This is a genomic window from Methylomarinum vadi, from assembly GCF_000733935.1.
Classification (GTDB): domain Bacteria; phylum Pseudomonadota; class Gammaproteobacteria; order Methylococcales; family Methylomonadaceae; genus Methylomarinum; species Methylomarinum vadi.
Genome location: NZ_JPON01000001.1, coordinates 2,712,694 through 2,731,537 on the forward strand (window position 1 = coordinate 2,712,694; position 18,844 = coordinate 2,731,537).

Genomic DNA, 18,844 nt, shown 5'->3' on the forward strand with positions numbered 1-18,844 from the left:
CTTATTGGTCATTGGTTGAAGTTTCCTGTTGCTTATCTGGTGCTGGTCCGGCTTGCTTCGCCGCATCGACGGTTTCGGGAGCGGCCGGTGCCGCTTCTTCCTTGGCGCCGGCCTGTTCCAACATCTGTACGATGTGAGGATGAGAATTTTTTTTCGCCCGCGCCAGCACGGTCACGTTTTGTTTATCGAAGGCATTGATATCGGCGCCGGCGGCAAGTAATAATGTGACGATTTCCGTATCGCCGAATACCAGGGCGTCCATCAACGCGGTCGTGCCGGAGTTGTCGGCCACATTGACATCGGCGCCGTAGCCGAGTAATACCTTGACGGCCCGGACATTGCCGTTAAAACTGGCCGCCATCAATGCGGTTCTGCCGCCGGCGGTGGTGGCATTGACATCGACTCCTTGCGCCAGCAGCGACGCCAGGCGTTCGGGTTTGCCGGCCAGGGCGGCGGCGAATAAATCGTTGCCATCCTCTGCCATTGCCAGGGAGACATGAGCTAGCAGAATCAATAAAGGCAATGTTTTCAGTGACATGGAATAGTTGCTTGCGTTTAGGTGTCAGTTACGATGAAATAGCCGCAAAATTTGTTAACTACATCGCACATAAAATGTCCTTTCCAGGTCGAAAAACTTCCAAAAATCGGCATTTTAGTGTGTAAACACTGTACACCATGACTCGATGAGCGAAAAAAATAAAATTATAGTCGAAGCCAAACCCCAATACATTGAAGCACAATCCTCGCCCGAAGACGACCGTTATGTGTTCGCCTATACCATCACGATCACCAATGTCGGCACCGTTCCGGCCACGTTGTTGACCCGGCATTGGTTGATCACCGACGCCAACGGCAAAATCCAGGAAGTCACCGGCGAAGGCGTTATCGGAGAACAGCCTTACTTGAAGCCGGGCGAATCCTTTCGCTACACCAGTGGCGCGATGATCGAAACACCGGTGGGGGTCATGCAGGGTAAATATTCGATGATTTCCGACGAGGGTGAAAACTTCAAAGCTCTCGTTCCCAAGTTCACTTTATCTATCCCCAGGACATTGCACTAATGTCGATTTATGCCATAGGCGACATCCAGGGCTGTTACGACGAGTTGTTAAAATTATTGGATGTCGTCGAATTCGACGAAAACAGCGACCGTCTTTGGTTTGCCGGTGACTTGGTTAACCGCGGGCCGAAATCGCTGGAAACCTTGCGCTTCGTTAAATCGCTCGGCGAAACGGCGGTTACGGTGTTGGGGAACCATGATTTGCATTTGCTGGCCACGGCCTTGAAGCAGCGCAAAGCCGGTAAAAAAGATTCGCTCACGCCGATTCTGGAAGCGCCGGACCGTGACGAACTGCTGCATTGGCTTAGACACCGCCCCTTATTTCATCACGACGGCGATTTTTGCCTGGTCCATGCCGGATTGCCGCCGCAATGGGACTTCGCCATGACCGAAAAAATGGCCAGGCAAGTCGAGACATTGCTGCAAGGACCCGGTTACATGGATTTTTTCCGGTCCATGTATGGCGACAAGCCTTCGCAGTGGTCCGAACGGCTGAACCCGTTCGAACAGGCCCGCTTCACCGTCAACTGCTTCACCCGCATGCGATATTGCGATTTAGACGGTAAATTGGATTTCAGCCAGAAGGGGCCGCTGGGATCGCAACCGGAACACCTGCTGCCTTGGTTCGCCGTGCCCGGCCGTAAAAGCGCCGATATGAAAATCATCTTCGGCCACTGGTCCACGCTGGGCTATCACGAAAGCCATAATTGCTATGCCATCGACACCGGCTGTTTATGGGGCGGCGAACTGACCGCCTTGAAGCTGGGCAAGCGCGTAAACCGCTTCAGTGTCGGCTGTTTGCAGGCGAAGAATTAGTTATTTGAAAGCGGTATTGATCTATCTCGCACAAGAAAACGCCAATCTTGACAGACCCGGCGCATCGTTTTGTTACTGCTATTTCGCCCTGCGCCGATACCGAAAGAGACCTAAGGACACTGCGAAGTACTGACCGGTCTTTGCAAAGAAACTGAGCAAGGCACGGGGCAAACAGGCGTTAGCTTAGTGGCTGAACAGAATTGGGATTGGGTGAGTAGGACATCCATAAGTTATGCGGTAGTGATGTTTTCGAATAGCCAAGCGTTGTTAAAGTTGATTGACCAAGTATTTTGATGCTATTAGCGGTCGCGAACGCTTTGTTACTCGAACTAATGAATGGATAGTCCATTACACCGGCGGCTATGGGATTCCCCGTCATTTATTTAGGAGATATAGTCAAACGCCTACCCTGAGTTGTTGTGATGTTTAGTCATGCCCTGCGTGAGGATGCAAGCAGGGCATGGGTTAAGGTCATGAAATATTAATTGCCTTTCGGCACTAATGAAGATAGTACAAGAGCCTGTTTTGCAAAAGTACGAACTGACTAATCTTTGAGCAAGTTAACAAAACAGAGCTGACGAAGAAGGAAATGGTTTCTAGCCTGCAGCTGTCAAAAAGGAAGGCACAAAAAACCAGCATTGACGCTGGTTTGCGGACTATCTCGGACTGTATGGGAAGTCGAAATGGTGGGTGCTGCAGGGATCGAACCTGCGACCCTCGCCTTGTAAGGGCGATGCTCTCCCAGCTGAGCTAAGCACCCGACCTAAAGAGCGGTCATTATACAGGTTATTTGCAAAAATAAAAGACTTTTTGCCTTGTTGTTCCATTTTTGTGGCTACCTTGAAACTAACCTGACTAGATCCCTGCGCTAGGTAGCGAAAAGGAAAAGATCAATCAGCCTTCCTGTTCCGTTACGATCACGTCGATGCCGTTTTGTCGCAAACGTTCCTTGATGCTGGTGACGCTGGACGAATGGGTAAAAGGCCCCATCTTGACCCGGTTCCAGACGACATTGCCGACCCTGGCTTTTTCGACCCGCGATTCGATGCCCATCAGAGCCAATCTTGCCCGTAGTTTGTCGGCCTCGGCGAACTCCCGGAACGAACCGGCCTGAATCATGTAGTGGGTGGGTTTGGCCTTGCCGACTCGCTCCTCGCGGGCGCGGGTCTTGATTTCGTAGTCGGGCACGACGACTTCCGCTTCCGGCAAAATGGTGTAGAAGTCGTAACGGGGTTCCTCGGGCTTTTTGTCTTGATGCTTCGGTTTAGGAGGTTTTTTCTCCGCTTTAGGCGTAGCCAGTGTTTTCTTGGTCATCTTCACCGAAGCCTGTTTATCCGCGGGAACCGAGTCGCGGAGATAGTTCAGGAAAAACACGAACAGGCCGATCAGGATAATGACCAGCAGCCATTTCCACCAGGCGACGCCGGTTTTTTTGGCGGCTGTTTTTTTCGGCTGTGCTCGATGTTTGTAATCTCTAGCCATTACATTGCTTCGGGTGCGGTGATCTTGAGCAAATGCAGTCCGTTAGCCAACACTTGTCTGACCGCATCGATCAGGTTCAGACGGGCGTCGCGCAGGGCGGCCTCCTCGACCAAAAATTGATGGGCGTTGTAATAGGTATGGAACTGGTTGGCCAGTTCGCGCAGATAATGGGTCAACTGATGGGGCTCGTGTTGGATGGCCGAACGTTCTAGTATTTCCGGATATTTGGACAGCGTGGTAATCAGCGCCGATTCGTGCTCCTCGGTCAATTGCCACAGATTTTCCATGCCCAGCAAATGGTTGCGGTTCCAGCCCTTCTCGTCGAGTTGGCGGAATACGCTACACACCCTGGCATGGGCGTATTGCACGTAATATACCGGGTTTTCGTTGGTCCTCGACGTGGCCAGCTTTAGGTCGAAATCCATGTGTTGCTCAGATTTACGCATGACGTAGAAAAACCGCGCCGCGTCCTTACCGACTTCGTTGCGCAGTTGGCGCAGGGTAATGAATTCGCCGGAGCGGGTCGACATCTGCACTTTTTCCTCGCCGCGATACAATACGGCGAACTGCACCAACAGCACTTTCAGTTTCGATTCGTCGGCACCCAGTGCCTGCATCGCCGCCCGAACCCGAGGAATGTAACCGTGGTGATCGGCGCCCCAGATGTTGATGATTTCATCGAAACCGCGATCCAGCTTGTTCATATGGTAGGCGATATCGGACGCGAAATAGGTGGTCTGGCCGTTGTCGCGCACGACCACGCGGTCCTTTTCGTCGCCCAGCTTGCTGGAAGCGAACCAGACGGCGCCGTCTTTTTTATAAAGGTGGCCGCCGTCTTGCAGTCTTTGCAAGGCTTCCTTGATCGAGCCGTCCTCCATCAGCAGGCGTTCGGAAAACCAGTGTTGATAGGTGACGCCGAACTCTTCCAGATCGTCCTTGATATCATCCAGGATCTCGTTCAGCCCGGCCTGGAACACGTCCCGGTATTGGGTCGGGCCCAGCAGGGTCTTGGCGCGCTCGATTAGGGCGTCGATGTGTTTTTCCTTATCGCCGCCTTGGGCTTCGTCGGGCGGAATGTCTTCCATCACCAGTTCGGCCGGATGGCGGTATTCGTTTTCGCTGCTTTTATGCAGATTGAAGGCGATTTCCCGGATATATTCGCCGCGATAGCCGTTGCTGGGAAAGGGAACGATTTCGCCGCATTCCTCCAAATAACGCAGCCAGATGCTGGTCGCCAGAATGTCCATTTGCCGGCCGGCGTCGTTGACGTAATATTCGCGCGCCACCTCGAACCCGGCCGCCTCCAACAGGTCGGCGACCGCAGAACCGTATGCCGCGCCGCGACCGTGGCCGACATGCAACGGTCCGGTCGGGTTGGCGGAAACGAATTCCACCTGCACCTTTTTACCGGAGCCGGCCTTGCTTAAACCGAATTCGCGGCCGGCTTCGTGGATTTGTTTGACGATCTCGAATTGGGCGTCGGCATTGATGAAAAAGTTAATGAAACCGGGGCCGGCGATCTCTATTTTGTTGATCGCGGGATCGCTCGGAATGGCGGCGACGATTTTTTCCGCCAATTGCCTGGGGTTTGATTTGGCCGCCTTGGCCAGCATCAGCGCCAGATTGCTGGCGAAATCTCCGTGCTGGGCGTCGCGGGCTCTTTCGATGATAATGTTGGGCGCTATTTCTTTATCGATGAGGTTGTCGGATTTAAGGACTTCAAGCGCCTGTTCGAGCAGGCCTTCCAGCTTTTGTTTCATTGCTATTAAAGAATGGAGGGTTTAAACAAAATAACCGCGTATTATCCATGAAAATGTAAGACTAATAAAGATCGACCGGGTCGACATCCAGCGACCAGCGGACTTTTTTTCTTTCCGGGATTTGCTCGATTTCCGGTAACAGTCTATCCAGTAGGTTGTGCAGCTCCTTGCGTTGGACGCTTTGCAATAACAATTGAAAACGAAATTGACCGGCCCGTCTGGCCATCGGCGCCGCAACTGGTCCCAAAACCAGGGTCTTGCCGTTGTTTAGTACCTTCAAACATTCCACCACGGCCAGCAGGAATTGTTGCGGCGCTTGCGCGTTGGGCGCCTGTACTCGCAGCAATGCCTGATGGCTGTAAGGCGGCAGCGCGGCCATGTGCCGTTCCGCCAGCGCGCTGCGAGCGAAAGCCCGGTAGCCCTCGCGCAATAATGTAGTCAGCAACGGATGGTCGGGTTGGCGGGTTTGCAGGATCACCCTGCCCTCTTTTTCCGCGCGCCCGGCGCGCCCGGCTACCTGTACGATCATCTGCGCCAGTTTTTCCGCGCTGTGAAAATCGATGCTGAATAAGCCGCTGTCGACATCGAGCAGCGCGACCAGCGTGACGTTGGGGAAATGATGGCCTTTCGCCAGCATCTGCGTGCCGACAATGATGTCGGCCTGCCCCCGGTTGATTCGTTGCAGATAGTCTTCCAACGTTCCCTTGCGTTGCGTGGTATCGCGGTCGAGGCGCACGACTGTTTTGCCGGGGAATAATTCCGCCAGGGTTTTCTCGATGCGTTCGGTGCCGAGACCGATGGCGCGCAGTTCGCCGCTTTGGCAGACGGGACATTGCCTGATCAGGCCTTGCTCGCTGCCGCAGTGATGGCAACGCAGGCGATTCTCGTCGTAATGGATTACCAGGTTGGCATCGCAGCGCCGGCAGCGCGAGACATAGCCGCAGCTATGGCACATCTGCACCGGGGCATAGCCGCGCCGGTTCAGGAACAGCAGCACTTGTTCCTGTTTCGCCAGGGTCTTGTTGATTTCGGCGACCAACGATTCCGACAGACCGTCCTGAATTTTCTTATTGCGGATGTCGAGCATCTGAAAGCGGGGCTTGATCGCATTGCCCGCTCGTTCCGGCAAGTGCAGCAAATGGTAACGTTGCTGGCTGACGTTATACAGGCTTTCCAGCGACGGCGTCGCCGAACCCAGCACGATCGGAATACCCAGGTTTCTGGCCCTGACCACGGCGACATCGCGGGCGGAAAAGCGAAACCCCTCCTGTTGCTTGAAGGAACTATCGTGTTCTTCGTCGAGAACGATCAAGCCCGGCCTCGCCATCGGCGTGAATAACGCGGAACGGGTGCCGAGCATGATGCCTCCCTTCCCTTGTTGCATCATGAGCCAGGCATTCAGGCGTTGATTATCGGTCAATTTGGAATGGCTGGAGACGATGGGGACGGCGAAGCGTTGCAGGAAGCGTTGCTCTAGTTGCGGCGTCAGCGTAATTTCCGGCAGTAGCACCAGTATCTGGCGGTTTTGCTGCAAAACCTGTTCGATTACCTGCATATAGACTTCGGTTTTACCGCTGCCGGTGACGCCTTCGAGCAGAAACACGGAAAATTGTCCCAGTGTCGAACGGATGCGATCGATGGCTTGTTGTTGCTGGGCATTGGCGGTCAATGGCGCTTGCCGGCACACGGGCGTGTCAATCATCTCGTTGTCCTGAGCCAGCATGATCAGTTTCTTGTCCAGCAAGCCTTTCAGCGTGCCGCGCCAGTTATCGTTCCACTCCTTTAACGTCGCGCTGTCAAGCGGGCCGGGAGATTGTTGAAACAGCGCCAGCATCGCCTGTTGCTTCGGCGCCCGTTTCAGCTGTTCGGGTTTAAGCAATTTGCCCTTGGGACTGAGCACATAGGCCTTCTCCTGTTGAATAACCGCATCCTTGCCCTTACGCAGAGCCACCGGAAAGGCCGCGGCTAACACTTCGCCAAGCGGGTGGTGGTAATAACGGCTGGCCCAGAACAGCAATTGCAAGTCGGGCTGTGACAGCAATGATTGCCGGTCGAGGATTTTGCCGATCGTTTTCAACCGGTTCGTTTGCACTTCGCTGTCTTGACAGACTTCGAGCAGCACACCGGTCTTTTTTTGTTTGCCGAACGGCACACTGACGCGGATGCCTATTTGCAAACTAGCCGGATCGATGGAATCGGGCAGCAGATAATCGAACAGCCGATAGAGCGGCATCGGCACGGCGATTTTACAGATTTGCTTCGAGGCAACAGCCAACTTAGCCATGAATATTGGGATGTATATGAAAATATAGCGCTAAGTCTCGCTATTGATTGGAACATTTTTAGTTATCCACAAAAACTGTGGATAACTTTGTGGATTAACCCTGAGCAATGATGCTTAGTATCGGTTTTTATTACCGATTTGTTAAATTGTATAATTTTAAGGCCTTGTTGAGTATTCTTATAAAATCAGTAGGTTATGTGGGTCGTTGTCGATCCTCATTGGCGCTCGCGATACTGTTGCCGTTAAGCAAACTTAAGACAATTAGTGTGTGCATAATATCATGCGAGGAAGCCGTATCGACAGAGATTGCGAGCGAGAGCCTCAACAAGACTAAAGTGGAGACAAGCGTTACCCGGGATTATTTGTAAGTATTATCTTACTTATACGTAATATTTAGATTATTGGTGTAAGTATTTAAGTTCATCAATAGCGTGATGTTAATCACATTATTCAGGTCGATTCATTGTGCCGGCTAGTCGATAAGAATGAAAATGTAAGGTTTTTTAACAACGCAGTTTGATATCGATACGAAACTAAGCGGTGTGGAAGCCTTTCCCCAATTGTTGGGTGAATTAGCAAGCGTTCGCTCGCCAGTGAATACCGGCGCCATGATCAACCCCTTACGATAGGTGGTTCGGGAATGAAGCCAAGCGAAGTCTGTTGCGTGTACATATGATAAAACTTGCCTCATCGCTAGCGCTGGATGGCACATAAGAATACGGGAGAATTTATGCGCAATATTATCTTGTTTGATTCGCAACAACATAAATTTATTTTACTGAACGAAAGCGAACCCGGCGAGGAAGAGGGGGTGCGGTCGAACCAATATCTGGTCATGCACGGCGAAAAAGGGGTGTTGCTCGATCCAGGCGGTTTTGGCGTCATGCCCAGCGTGTTGGCCGAATTGGTCCGTTATGTCGATACCGACAATATCGCTGCCATCGTTCTGTCCCATCAGGACCCTGATATCGTTGGTGGCATATCGACTTGGTTGGAAATAACCCATGCTCCGGTTTATGTTTCGAATATCTGGTTGCGGTTCTTGCCGCATTACGGCATTGCCGATATGAAAAAATTTGTCGGCGTACCGGATGCCGGCATGCGGTGTGACATCAGCGAGGATTTTTCCCTGCGGCTGTTACCCGCCCATTTTTTGCATTCGGAAGGCCAGATCAATACCTACGACCCGATCGCGAAAATTTTGTTCACAGGTGATATCGGCGCGGCGATGCTGCCGTCCGATATCGAATATGAATTTGTCGACGATTTCGAAGCCCACATGCCTTATATCGAGGGCTTCCATCGCCGCTACATGGTGTGCAACAAGGCGGCGAGAATGTGGGTGGAAGCTGTATCGGAACTGGAGATCAAGATGCTGGCACCGCAACACGGACCAGTTTATCGGGGGCGCGCGGTGCAAGATTTTCTGGAATGGTTTCGCAGGCTTGAATGCGGCGTCGATTTAATGACGCGTAGCGGACATTTCCTATGGGAGCAGGCATGAACGGCTTCAATACTTCCGGCGTGTTCCAGCAGCCACATTATCTCGATAAGCTGAGAGTGCAGTTGATGATGCAGCTTTCCACGATGCTGGAAAGCCAAAATCGCACGCGTTCTTTTGCCGCCACCATCAGCATGCTGGTTAAGCGGGTTCATGGTGAAATCTTAAATGACTTTGCCGAGTCGATAAAAAAGGCCGAGGATCCGGAGCTAGCCGATGTATTGCAGCGGGCGATGGAGCGTTGCCGTCATCTGGATTTAGCCTTCGATTCGCTGGTCGATGAGCGGCAGCGGCAATGGTATAAGAATGGCAAATACCTGAAGGAGGTCATTGACGAGTTCAATTCGACCATCCGATTGCTATCCTCGATCTTAATTGAAAAAGATTTGCTGGAGAAGCAAAGTCAGGTGCTGGAAAAAATCATTCTATCGCATGAAAAAGTGTCGCAATGGCAGCAGTTTGTTCAGGAAATTTTGACCGGCTTTCATGCGATTTTTCCGTTTAATTTCTTTTTCATTGCTTTCGCCGAAGAACGCGGCTTGTCATTATACTGTTACTATATGGGCGAATTTTCCGATGAGGCAAGACAGAGCGTTCGCGACCATCTGTATCAGGAAACCTTGCGCCAGCTTAACTTGCCCGCCGATGCGCCGCTGGATATAGAGGAGTTCCTGATCAAGGCGAATTCCAGCTATCGCTCGCTGGAGGAGGTCAAGATCCTTACTGTCTCGGTGCCCGAACACGAGCCGGGGTTTGCCGGCTTGTTGGGCATCGCTTTTGCAACCACGAACGAATTCTCGGTCCAGGAACAAAGCATCATCCGCTCCCTGCTTTCGGTCATGGTGATGGTGGTCGGCTCGAGCAAGGTCTTGAACCGAACCATGTCGGAGCTGGAATACTATTCGATACACGATCCCTTGACCGGTATTCATAATCGCCGTTATTTCAACGATATGCTGGAATACGAGATCGGCCGCTCCGAACGGCACCAACATGCTTTCTCGATTTTATTGCTAGATCTGGACGATTTTAAGGATATCAACGATTCCTACGGGCATCCGTTGGGCGATGAGGTCCTGAAAAAGATTGCCGAGTCGATTTGTCAGTTCATGCGCAAGGGGGATATCGCGACACGCATGGGCGGCGATGAATTCGCCATCATTCTGCCGGAAACCCCTGCGAGCGGAGCGAAAGTGGCGGCCGAGAAGATTCGCGCGCATCTGCAGCAACTCTCGTTTATGAGTCCCGAGGGCAAGCCGTTTCATATCACCACGTCGATCGGCATCATCAGCTATCCTCAGGATGTGCAAAATGTCCAGGAGTTGATGTCGGGGGTCGATGTCGCTTTGTACCGCGCGAAAGACCTTGGCAAAAACGAGGTATGCGAATTCAATAGTGCCGCGCACTTGACCAAAATCGTGCGCGAGAACCGTCTGCTAGTCGAGGACTTGCGCTGTGCGTTGAACGAAGAGCGCATCAATCCCTATTTTCAACCGATAGTAGACTGCAAGACCGGCGAGATTTATGCCTATGAGTCGGTCGCCCGTCTGATCGAAAAAGATGGTTCGGCCACTACGGCCGGCCGGTTCATCGAAACCATCGAAAAATATGGGTTGGGTCGAAACCTGGACCGGATCATGGTGCGCAAGGTCATCGAAGCCAACAAGCGGATCATCGACAACCAAGGCGAGGCGAAACGCCTGTTCATTAATTTATCGGCACAAGAAATTCAGGGCCGGGGGATTCTCGGCTATGCCGAGGAGTTGTGCAATCAATTGGGGGTGCCGCCCAGCAGTATCGTATTCGAGATTCTGGAACGCGATGCCATCGGGGACATGACCAATATGGGCAAATTTCTGGCCAATTTGCGCAAGAAAGGCTTCTCTTTCGCGTTGGACGATTTCGGCAGCGGTTATAATTCCTTCCATTATCTGCGCGAACTGCATTTCGAATTCGTCAAAATCGACGGCGCTTTCATCCGCAACTTGCCCAATTCAAAGATCGACCGCGCCCTGGTGCGTAACTTGTCGCGTTTATGTCAGGAGCTCGATATCTTGATTATCGGCGAGTTCGTCGAGTCCGAAGAAATTTTCACGCTGTTGCAGGGGATGGGGGTCAATTTCGCCCAGGGTTTCCATATCGGCATGCCTCAAAGCTATCTGGTGAATTAGTCTTCACTGTGGCGGAGAGACGTGGTCAATGGCGCCGATCGCGGGTTTTACCGGCCATTTTTTTGGGGGGCACCGGATCATAGCCATGACCACCCCAGGGCTGGCAGCGCAGCAGGCGTTTCAACGTCAGCCAGGCGCCGTAAACGGGGCCGTGAACCTGCAATGCCTCGATCGCATAGTGGGAGCAAGTCGGGTGATAGCGGCAAGCCGGCGGCAATAGCGGCGAAATCAATAGTTGGTAAAGACGGACGATTTTAATTAGCAGGGTTTTCATTAACGGAAACGGGTATTGGCTTTATGGTGAAACATCGAAAGCGCAAAGTATTATCCGGCCAGCGAACGATAAACGGCCGTTGTCAGGGCGTTCAACTGCTCGTCGGTTATGATGTAAGGCGGCATCGTATATACCAAGCGGCCGAACGGCCGCAGCCACACGCCGTGTTCGATCAGCTTTTCCTGCAGTTGAGGAACATCGACGGCCTCGCGCATCTCGACGACGCCTATCGCACCCAACACTCTGACATCGGCGACGCCGGGTAAGTTTCGACACGGTGCCAGCCCGGTTGTGAGTCGCTGTTCGATTCGAACGATATTGGCTTGCCAGTCCGAATCCAGCAATAGGTCTATGCTGGCGGCGGCGACGCTGCAGGCCAAGGGATTTCCCATGAAGGTCGGGCCGTGCATGAAACAGCCGGCCTCCCCGGCGGAGATGGTTTCGGCGATGTTTTCTGTCGTTAGAGTTGCCGCCAGGGTCAGATAGCCTCCGGTCAGCGCCTTGCCGAGGCAGAGGATGTCGGGAACGATTCCGGCGTGTTCGCAAGCGAACAGGCGGCCGCTGCGGCCGAAGCCGGTGGCGATTTCGTCGGCGATCAGCAGGACCTGATAGCGGTCGCACAACTTTCGCATCTCGCTCAGATAGTTCGGATGATAAAACCACATGCCGCCGGCACCCTGGACGATCGGCTCCAGTATGACCGCGGCGATTTGCCCGGCATGTTCGGCGATGATGGTTTCCGCGGCATTAATATCGTCGGCCACCCAGTCCCCGCCGAATCGGCTTTGCGGGCGAGGGGCGAAAAAATTCTGCGGCAGTACTTCGCTGAATAAATGATGCATGCCGTTGACCGGGTCGCATACCGACATGGCGCCGAAGGTATCGCCGTGATAGCCGCCGCGTAGGGCGAGAAAGCGGCTCTTCGCGGTTTTGCCTTGCGCCTGCCAATACTGGATCGCCATTTTCAGGGCGACTTCGACGCTGACCGAACCCGAGTCACAGAGAAAGACCCGGTTCAACGCTTCGGGAGTGATGGCGAGCAGCCGCTCGACCAGCTCGACGGCCGGGCTATGAGTCAGCCCGCCGAACATTACATGCGGCAGGATATCGATTTGCCGGTGCGCGGCCGCATTCAGGCGCGGCTCGTTATAGCCGTGGATCGCCGACCACCAGGAAGCCATGCCGTCGATCAATTCGCGGCCGTCGGCCAAAGTCAATTTGACGCCGCTGGCGGATTCCACTGGATAAAGCGGATGTCTGGCCGGTATCGAAGTATAGGGATGCCAGATATGCTGGCGGTCCAGATTCAGGAGTTGCTCGGTGGTTAATGTTTGCATAATCGTGGGTTGAGTCACAGCAGCTTTATCGTGCAGGGTGCAACGCGATGCCTTGATTTTCCGGGCTTTCGCCGAAATAGTCTGGATAATCGCCGGCGTTTCGTGCGGATTAGCCGATCAACGTGCCTGCCGCGGTGGCCTTGCGTAAACGGTCGTTGACCGCTAGCCAGTTGTCGTCATCGGGCGGTTGTTCGATTAATATGATGTCCAGTTTCATGTTGTCCAATTGGCGCAGGGCCGCGTACAGAGCATGACCATATTCATCGGCCTCGTCAGGCAATCGCAGGACGAAGACATCGGCAGCGGCGCCGGCACCAAAGCGGTGGGACAAAATGCCGATGCGTTTCCGCTGCTTTTGTAATTGCACGATTTCCTCGGCCAATTGTTCCGCGGCGCATAGCCGTGCCTTAGTCTTAGGGGCGTAATGTATTTCCAGCATGCCCGGCGCCCGCGTTGTGGTCCGTTGCGGTACTCTGACCGGACATTGCAAGACTTCTTCCAATTGCCGTGGAGTGATATGGCCCGGTCTTAATAAAGCCGGTTGTGTGCCGGTCAGGTCGACGATGGTCGATTCCAGGCCAACACTGCAGGCGCCGCCGTCCAAAACCATATCGACCGCATCGCCCAATTCGCTGACGACGTGTTCGGCCAGCGTCGGGCTGACATGGTTATAAAGGTTGGCCGACGGCGCTGCGATTCCTCCTGCAAAAGCGTTCAATAAACTTAAGGCGACCGGGTTATCGGGTATGCGTAGAGCGACCGTTTGCTGGCCGCCGGTGACGGCCAGCGGAACGTTAGGTTGTTTGCGCAGCACCATCGCTAGTGGCCCCGGCCAGAATTTCGCCGCCAATTCCCTAGCGGCTTGTGGAATGTCTTGCGCCCAGTCGCTCAACTGTTCGGGGCGGCCGATATGCACGATCAGCGGGTGATCGGCCGGACGCTTCTTGGCCCTGAATATTTTTTTGACTGCCTCCGGATTACTGGCATCGGCGCCTAGTCCGTAGACCGTTTCGGTCGGGAAAGCGACCAACCCGCCTTTTCGTAGGATTTCGACGGCCGTTTGTATCGCGGCTAGGTCCGCTGTTTGGGGTGCTATAGTCATGGAGTATAAGGATAAAACGACTATTTTAATCTTTAATCCGATAAATTTCAGGGACTTGTTCTACTTGGTCGTAGCAGGCGTTAAGATCTCTGATGTGGCCGTCCTTGATGTCATAGATCCAACCGTGAACGGTCAGGTTCTGGCCGTTTTTCCAGGCATTTTGCACGAATGTAGTGTGGCAGAGATTGGTGACCTGCTGCCTGACGTTCTGTTCGCACATGAAATTGATTTTCGCGACCTGGTCTTCGATACCGTCTATTTGTTCTTTGTTCTGTAAATACAAGTCTTTCAGGTTACGCAGCCAGTGATCGATCAGACCCAATTCCCGGTTCTGCATCGCCGCGATCACGCCGCCGCAACCATAATGGCCGCAAACGATGATGTGTTTTACCCGCAAGACTTCGATCGCATATTGCACCACCGACAGGCAGTTGACATCGGTGTAATGGACCAGGTTGGCGATGTTGCGGTGGACAAAAATTTCACCCGGCAACAAGCCGCAAATCTGATTGGCAGAAACACGGCTATCGGCGCAGCCGATCCACAAATATTGCGGCGTTTGTTGATTGACCAGCCGGGAAAAAAACTCGCTGTCGTCCTTGACCATATTCGTTGCCCATAGTTTGTTCTGGGCCAAGATATTTTCGAGTAGATGCATTAGTCGTTCGCGCCAGTTCAAAGTTGCTGAAAATTGCGGTTATTTAACTACATCAGGGTGGTATTCAGCAAAGTTTAGCCGTAAAGAGGCAATTTTGACTATCATAGCAATGGGTTCGGTTGTTTTTTATCGCCTAGCCTATCGAAAAAACGCGTCATTCATGCACCTATAAGGAGAAACCGATGCCGAACGTAACGCAGTCCTTCGAGTTTCACGGCAAGGCAAGCGAGTTTTTCAAAATCTGGATCGTCAATATAATGTTGTCTATCGTGACGTTGGGGGTCTATTCGGCCTGGGCCAAGGTCAGAACCCGGCGATATTTTTACGGCAATACTCTGGTGCTGAATACACCGTTCGATTACCTGGCCGATCCGGTAAAGATCCTGAAAGGACGGTTGTTGGCGTTCGCCATCATTTTGCTTTATTCCTTTTCCGGCTTGCTTTCTCCGCTAGTGCAAGGAGGGCTATTGTTGCTGTTCGTGCCGTTGTTGCCCTGGATCATCGTCAAGGCCTTGCAATTTAATTGTTATAACTCGGCCTACCGCAATATCCGCTTTCATTTTCGCGGAGAATATTTATCGGCCTTATGGACATTTATCGGCCTGCCGATTTTGGTGGCGTTTACCTTTGGCCTGGCCTATCCCTATTTCGCCAAGGAACGGAAAAAATTCGTTATCGCCAACACCGATTATGGCACCGCACATTTCGCGATGTCCGCCACGGCCGGGCAGTTTTATCGTATTTATGTCAAAACCACGGTCGTGGCCTTGTTGATTTTGCTGTTGGCAGCGGGACTGAATTATGTCCTGACCTTGTTGTTACCGGTGCGGGACCATCCGACGATGATGGTGCTGCCGATGCTGTCGGCTTTGTTGTTCATTCCGTTTTTTATGATCGTCTACGGTTATATTTACACGGCGATGGCGAATCTGGTTTTCAATCACACCCGGCTGCAACATATCCGCTTGGAAAGCAGTCTGCAGCCGGCAGCCATGTGCTGGTTGTATTTTTCCAATACCTTGGCCATTATTTTCTCCCTGGGACTATTGGTTCCCTGGGCGATGGTTCGCACGGCGAGATACCGGGTTTCCCGCTTATCAATGGTAAGCGACGGCGATCTGAATGAATTCCTCGCCGCCGAGGAGGAAAAAGCTGGAGCGATGGGCGAAGAGCTGGGCGATTTGCTGGATATCGATATCGGCCTGTGATCACTATTGAAGGCTATTATTACGACGGCCGTTCCTCGGCGCGGATTCCGGTGGTCATTACTTTTCATCGTTCCGGCGAAGTGCGGATAGAAGGGGCAACGTTGTCGTTGGCAACCCGGATGGATCGGCTGAGGATAGCGGACAGGCTGGGCGATACCCGGCGGAATATTTTCCTGTCCGATGGCGGCAAACTGGAGACCGAAGACAACGATACGCTCGACCGAGTCTGCCGTGAGTTCGGGCAGCACCGGTTGCAGGCTCTGTTGCATCGAATGGAACGGCACTGGCGCTATGTGTTTTTGGCGATTGTCGTCAGCGTCTTGTTTATCTGGGGTGGTATCGAATATGGCGTGCCGCTGGCGGCCCAATGGACGGCCAGCGGCGTTCCCCGCGATATGGAACGCGACATGGGGGAACAGGGCTTGGCGTCATTGGATCAGTGGCTGTTTGTTCCGTCGTCGCTTGATGCGGCCAGGCAAGCACAGTTGCGTAAAAAATTTCGGCAATTGGCCGCTTATTCGAAAGCCGGTTATCACTATCGTCTGTTGTTTCGCGCCAGCCGGCAAATGGGTGCCAACGCATTGGCATTGCCGGGTGGGATCATCGTAGTCACCGATGCCTTGGTGGAACTGGCGGAAAATGACGAGCAGATATTGGCGGTATTGGCCCATGAAATGGGACACGTCGAATATCGGCACGGTTTACGCTCGGTATTGCAGGATTCGCTGACCGCTCTGTTCATGGCCGGGCTACTGGGCGATATCACCTCGCTGTCGTCGTTGTCCGTGACCCTGCCGACCATCCTGGTGGAAAGCCGTTATTCCCGCCAATTCGAGCTGGAGGCCGACGGATTCGCGGTCGAGTTGCTGCGGTCGCGACACATCGACGTAAGGCAATTTGTTCGCATGTTGACGTTGCTGGAAGGCAGTCATAATACCGAGGCAAAGTTCGATTATTTGTCCAGCCATCCGAACATGGACAAGCGCATCGCCAGGATCGAGGCATTGCGCAGGCGACAGCCGAGACCATCAGCGGCGGTTAGAATTTAATCTTGATCGCACCGCTGAACAGTACGTAGTCGAAGTCCGTAATATCCGAAGCGGTTTGGCCGCCGAGTTGCAGCCCGGCGGCATGGGCGCTGTATTCGAAACCGGCCTCCAGTTTGAGGCTTTCGGTCAACTTGCCCGCTTGTTGCCATTCCCGGCTGAGTTTGAGGCCGCCGCTAAAGGTGCCGAAACCGGCCAGGCGATAATCGCTGGAATAATTGCCGTCCGCTCGCGGCGTTGAGTAGAAATCCTGATAAAACCGGGCGGAGTTTTGCGAATAATAGCGCAGGCGCGGAATCAACATCCACCCTTTAGCCAACGGTTGATGATAGACCGCCTCGAAGGTATGAGAGTCAATATCCCAGCTATCGGTGAAATAGCGATAATCCAAATGTAACGCCGACTCCAAGGCGGAAAAATAATGGATATAACCCAGCGAGAGCGACCATTGGTCGCGTTTATCCGGCCGTTTTTCGTAAAAGACATTGTCGAAACCACCGCCTTGCAGCTCGCTATCGCTTGCCAATCCCTGAATAAAGACCTTTTTGTAGGGATTGGACAGATAGCCGCTGCTGTGGCTGTAGTTGCCGCTGATCCTGAACAATGACTGCCTGTCGAGCACCTGGGTGAAGCCGAGTTGGAAATGGTTGTCGGTTTTGTCTTCGCCGAGCGGTCGCGTGGTCGGCTCTATCCGGTCGAAATTCTGGCCGAAACCTAAAGATAGAGTCGACAGCTTATGGTTGAAATCCCAGTCCGCGCCTACATGATAACCATGCGACAAATAATCCGGTTCTTCCGAGCGGTTGCCTGAGGCGCTCAGGGTCAGGTTATCGTGTTTATAGCTGAATCCGAGATCGACGCCGTAGCGAGTTTCCCGGGTGGAAGCGCCGGTCATCACTTGTATCGCTTGCTCTCCGGCGGCAGCAATTTTACTGCCGTCCACGCCGCTGATGCCGGAGGCGCCGGTTATGGCTTGCGCCACCGAGGCCGGCATGGTCAATACCGGTGTCGCTCCGGAAAACGAGTCGACGACCCAGCCGGCTTGGAGTTGCAGAGACTTGTTCACCGGCAGTGTTGCCATGCCTTGATAAATATCGACCGAAATGCGGTCGTCGCTTTCCTGGTAATGACCGTATTGGAAATCGGCCGTCGGTTTGTTGGCTGCTGCGGCATCGGCGCTTGGAAACAAGCCCGGTAAAGCGAGCGCCGCGGCAGTTAAGGCTTGAAGCGCATCGTTTTTAGTTGCAGCCACAACCACCTCCCCCGGCGCTATGGCCTCCGGAAGAAGCCTCCTTGCTGAGTTGCATATGGCGGCGCAGCGAGGCTTCGATGGCGTTTGGCTGCAGCGCCATATGCGGTTTCGCGAGTGTGCCGCGTTCCCAAGGCTTAATGGCTGGCGAGCAAGCGCTCAACAGTATCGATATGCCCAGGCATATCCAGACATAATTACCCCACGCCATTTATTCATTTAATAAGGTTAAAACGGTTGTCTTGATTTCCTGCAATTCATCTTCATCGAAGCCGAGGCGAACTTCCCTGACGATGCCTTTCTTATCGATGATATAGGATGCCGGCATCCCCATGACCTTAAAAGCCTCGGGACATTTTCCTTCGCCGTCATAGGCGACCGAAAAATCGACGGGATTGTTTTGCAAAAACTCGATGGCGTCGTTTTTATTTTCATCGAGATTGATCGCGATGACTTCGAATCCTTGAGTTTTTAACTCATTGTGTAAGCGATTGAGGTTGGGGAAGGACTGTTTACAGGGAGGGCACCAGGACGCCCAAAAATCCACATAGATTACTTTGTTTTGGTGTTCGGCAAGATCTAACGTCTTTTTTCCATCTATATAATGCGCAGAGCAATCCGGAGCGATGTCGCCCTTTTGGGCGGCGAAAACTGTTGTCGAATAAAAGAGCAAAAGGAAACAGATCGAGTATTTGTTTATCATAATTTTATTATATTTATCAAGTTTAATAATGATAATTATTTTTATTAATATAAATGTGTAAGCAAAAAAAATACCCAGTTGCTTTGTCGGACGGAGAAAGTTTAAAAGACTTTATGTTATTGATATGAAAGCTTAAAGCCACATAAAAATTATAATTTTCTGCCTTTGGCGTAAGAAAAGAATGGCAAAATGC

At 52.7% G+C, this 18,844-nt stretch carries 17 protein-coding genes and 1 tRNA gene; 6 read left to right on the forward strand and 12 right to left on the reverse strand.

The annotated features are described in order from the left end of the window. Position 1 precedes the first annotated feature (1 nt). A complete protein-coding gene (locus EP25_RS0113470; RefSeq protein WP_031434374.1) occupies positions 2-538 on the reverse strand; it encodes an ankyrin repeat domain-containing protein in 537 nt (178 codons plus the stop codon). Between the two features lie 145 nt (positions 539-683). Between EP25_RS0113470 and apaG the strand changes: the two genes are divergently transcribed. Both apaG and EP25_RS0113480 read left to right on the forward strand, forming a co-directional pair. Continuing rightward, entirely contained in the window at positions 684-1,061 is a 378-nt protein-coding gene (gene apaG, locus EP25_RS0113475; protein WP_031434375.1) for a Co2+/Mg2+ efflux protein ApaG, read from the forward strand. Continuing rightward, positions 1,061-1,876 carry a symmetrical bis(5'-nucleosyl)-tetraphosphatase gene (locus tag EP25_RS0113480; RefSeq protein WP_031434376.1) on the forward strand — a complete coding sequence of 272 codons (816 nt, stop codon included), beginning with the start codon at positions 1,061-1,063 and terminating at the stop codon, positions 1,874-1,876. The genes apaG and EP25_RS0113480 overlap by 1 nt, the downstream gene beginning before the upstream one ends. Positions 1,877-2,560: 684 nt before the next feature. Here EP25_RS0113480 and EP25_RS0113485 read toward each other — a convergent pair. The 4 genes from EP25_RS0113485 to EP25_RS0113500 form a co-directional block, all read right to left on the reverse strand. Next, positions 2,561-2,636 (reverse strand) — tRNA-Val (locus EP25_RS0113485). 134 nt (positions 2,637-2,770) lie between these two features. Beyond that, positions 2,771-3,358, reverse strand: a complete 588-nt coding sequence (locus tag EP25_RS0113490) for an SPOR domain-containing protein (protein WP_031434377.1) — start codon at positions 3,356-3,358, stop codon at positions 2,771-2,773. After that, entirely contained in the window at positions 3,358-5,118 is a 1,761-nt protein-coding gene (argS, locus tag EP25_RS0113495; protein ID WP_031434378.1) for an arginine--tRNA ligase, read from the reverse strand. The genes EP25_RS0113490 and argS overlap by 1 nt, the downstream gene beginning before the upstream one ends. 61 nt (positions 5,119-5,179) lie before the next feature. After that, positions 5,180-7,402 (reverse strand): primosomal protein N', encoded by a 2,223-nt coding sequence (locus EP25_RS0113500; RefSeq protein WP_031434379.1) that lies wholly within the window; start codon positions 7,400-7,402, stop codon positions 5,180-5,182. 730 nt (positions 7,403-8,132) lie between these two features. Between EP25_RS0113500 and EP25_RS0113510 the strand changes: the two genes are divergently transcribed. Together EP25_RS0113510 and EP25_RS0113515 are read left to right on the forward strand one after the other, a co-directional pair. Further along, positions 8,133-8,906, forward strand: coding sequence for an oxygen-binding di-iron domain-containing protein (locus tag EP25_RS0113510; RefSeq protein WP_031434381.1), 774 nt, complete (start codon positions 8,133-8,135; stop codon positions 8,904-8,906). After that, positions 8,903-11,074, forward strand: a complete 2,172-nt coding sequence (locus EP25_RS0113515; protein WP_051906680.1) for a putative bifunctional diguanylate cyclase/phosphodiesterase — start codon at positions 8,903-8,905, stop codon at positions 11,072-11,074. The genes EP25_RS0113510 and EP25_RS0113515 overlap by 4 nt, the downstream gene beginning before the upstream one ends. Before the next feature lie 25 nt (positions 11,075-11,099). Here the strand turns inward: EP25_RS0113515 and yidD are convergent, their stop codons facing one another. The 4 genes from yidD to can all read right to left on the reverse strand — a co-directional run bounded on the left by yidD (position 11,100) and on the right by can (position 14,445). After that, positions 11,100-11,348 carry a membrane protein insertion efficiency factor YidD gene (gene yidD / locus EP25_RS0113520; RefSeq protein ID WP_031434383.1) on the reverse strand — a complete coding sequence of 83 codons (249 nt, stop codon included), beginning with the start codon at positions 11,346-11,348 and terminating at the stop codon, positions 11,100-11,102. Positions 11,349-11,398: 50 nt separating this feature from the next. Beyond that, on the reverse strand, positions 11,399-12,685 hold the full coding sequence (gene bioA / locus EP25_RS0113525) for an adenosylmethionine--8-amino-7-oxononanoate transaminase (protein WP_031434384.1): 1,287 nt from the start codon (positions 12,683-12,685) through the stop codon (positions 11,399-11,401). Positions 12,686-12,794: 109 nt separating this feature from the next. Beyond that, positions 12,795-13,787 (reverse strand): L-threonylcarbamoyladenylate synthase, encoded by a 993-nt coding sequence (locus EP25_RS0113530; protein ID WP_031434385.1) that lies wholly within the window; start codon positions 13,785-13,787, stop codon positions 12,795-12,797. A 25-nt stretch (positions 13,788-13,812) separates the two neighbouring features. Beyond that, positions 13,813-14,445, reverse strand: coding sequence for a carbonate dehydratase (gene can, locus EP25_RS0113535; RefSeq protein ID WP_031434386.1), 633 nt, complete (start codon positions 14,443-14,445; stop codon positions 13,813-13,815). Positions 14,446-14,627: 182 nt separating this feature from the next. Here can and EP25_RS0113540 point away from each other — a divergent pair, with 182 nt between their 5' ends. Continuing rightward, positions 14,628-15,653 (forward strand): YjgN family protein, encoded by a 1,026-nt coding sequence (locus tag EP25_RS0113540; RefSeq protein ID WP_036300586.1) that lies wholly within the window; start codon positions 14,628-14,630, stop codon positions 15,651-15,653. After that, the gene (locus tag EP25_RS0113545) at positions 15,650-16,702 is read left to right on the forward strand and encodes a M48 family metallopeptidase (protein WP_051906682.1); all 1,053 of its coding nucleotides are present in this window, start codon (positions 15,650-15,652) and stop codon (positions 16,700-16,702) included. The genes EP25_RS0113540 and EP25_RS0113545 overlap by 4 nt, the downstream gene beginning before the upstream one ends. Here EP25_RS0113545 and EP25_RS0113550 read toward each other — a convergent pair. The 3 genes from EP25_RS0113550 to EP25_RS0113560 are packed head-to-tail and all read right to left on the reverse strand — an operon-like array spanning position 16,692 to position 18,651. Continuing rightward, positions 16,692-17,951 carry a DUF3570 domain-containing protein gene (locus tag EP25_RS0113550; protein ID WP_031434389.1) on the reverse strand — a complete coding sequence of 420 codons (1,260 nt, stop codon included), beginning with the start codon at positions 17,949-17,951 and terminating at the stop codon, positions 16,692-16,694. The two genes, EP25_RS0113545 and EP25_RS0113550, sit on opposite strands and share 11 nt — an antisense overlap. After that, a complete protein-coding gene (locus EP25_RS0113555; protein ID WP_031434390.1) occupies positions 17,938-18,159 on the reverse strand; it encodes a DUF4266 domain-containing protein in 222 nt (73 codons plus the stop codon). Before EP25_RS0113555 ends, EP25_RS0113550 begins: the two co-directional genes overlap by 14 nt. Next, a complete protein-coding gene (locus EP25_RS0113560) occupies positions 18,160-18,651 on the reverse strand; it encodes a TlpA family protein disulfide reductase (protein WP_031434391.1) in 492 nt (163 codons plus the stop codon). Positions 18,652-18,844 lie beyond the last annotated feature (193 nt).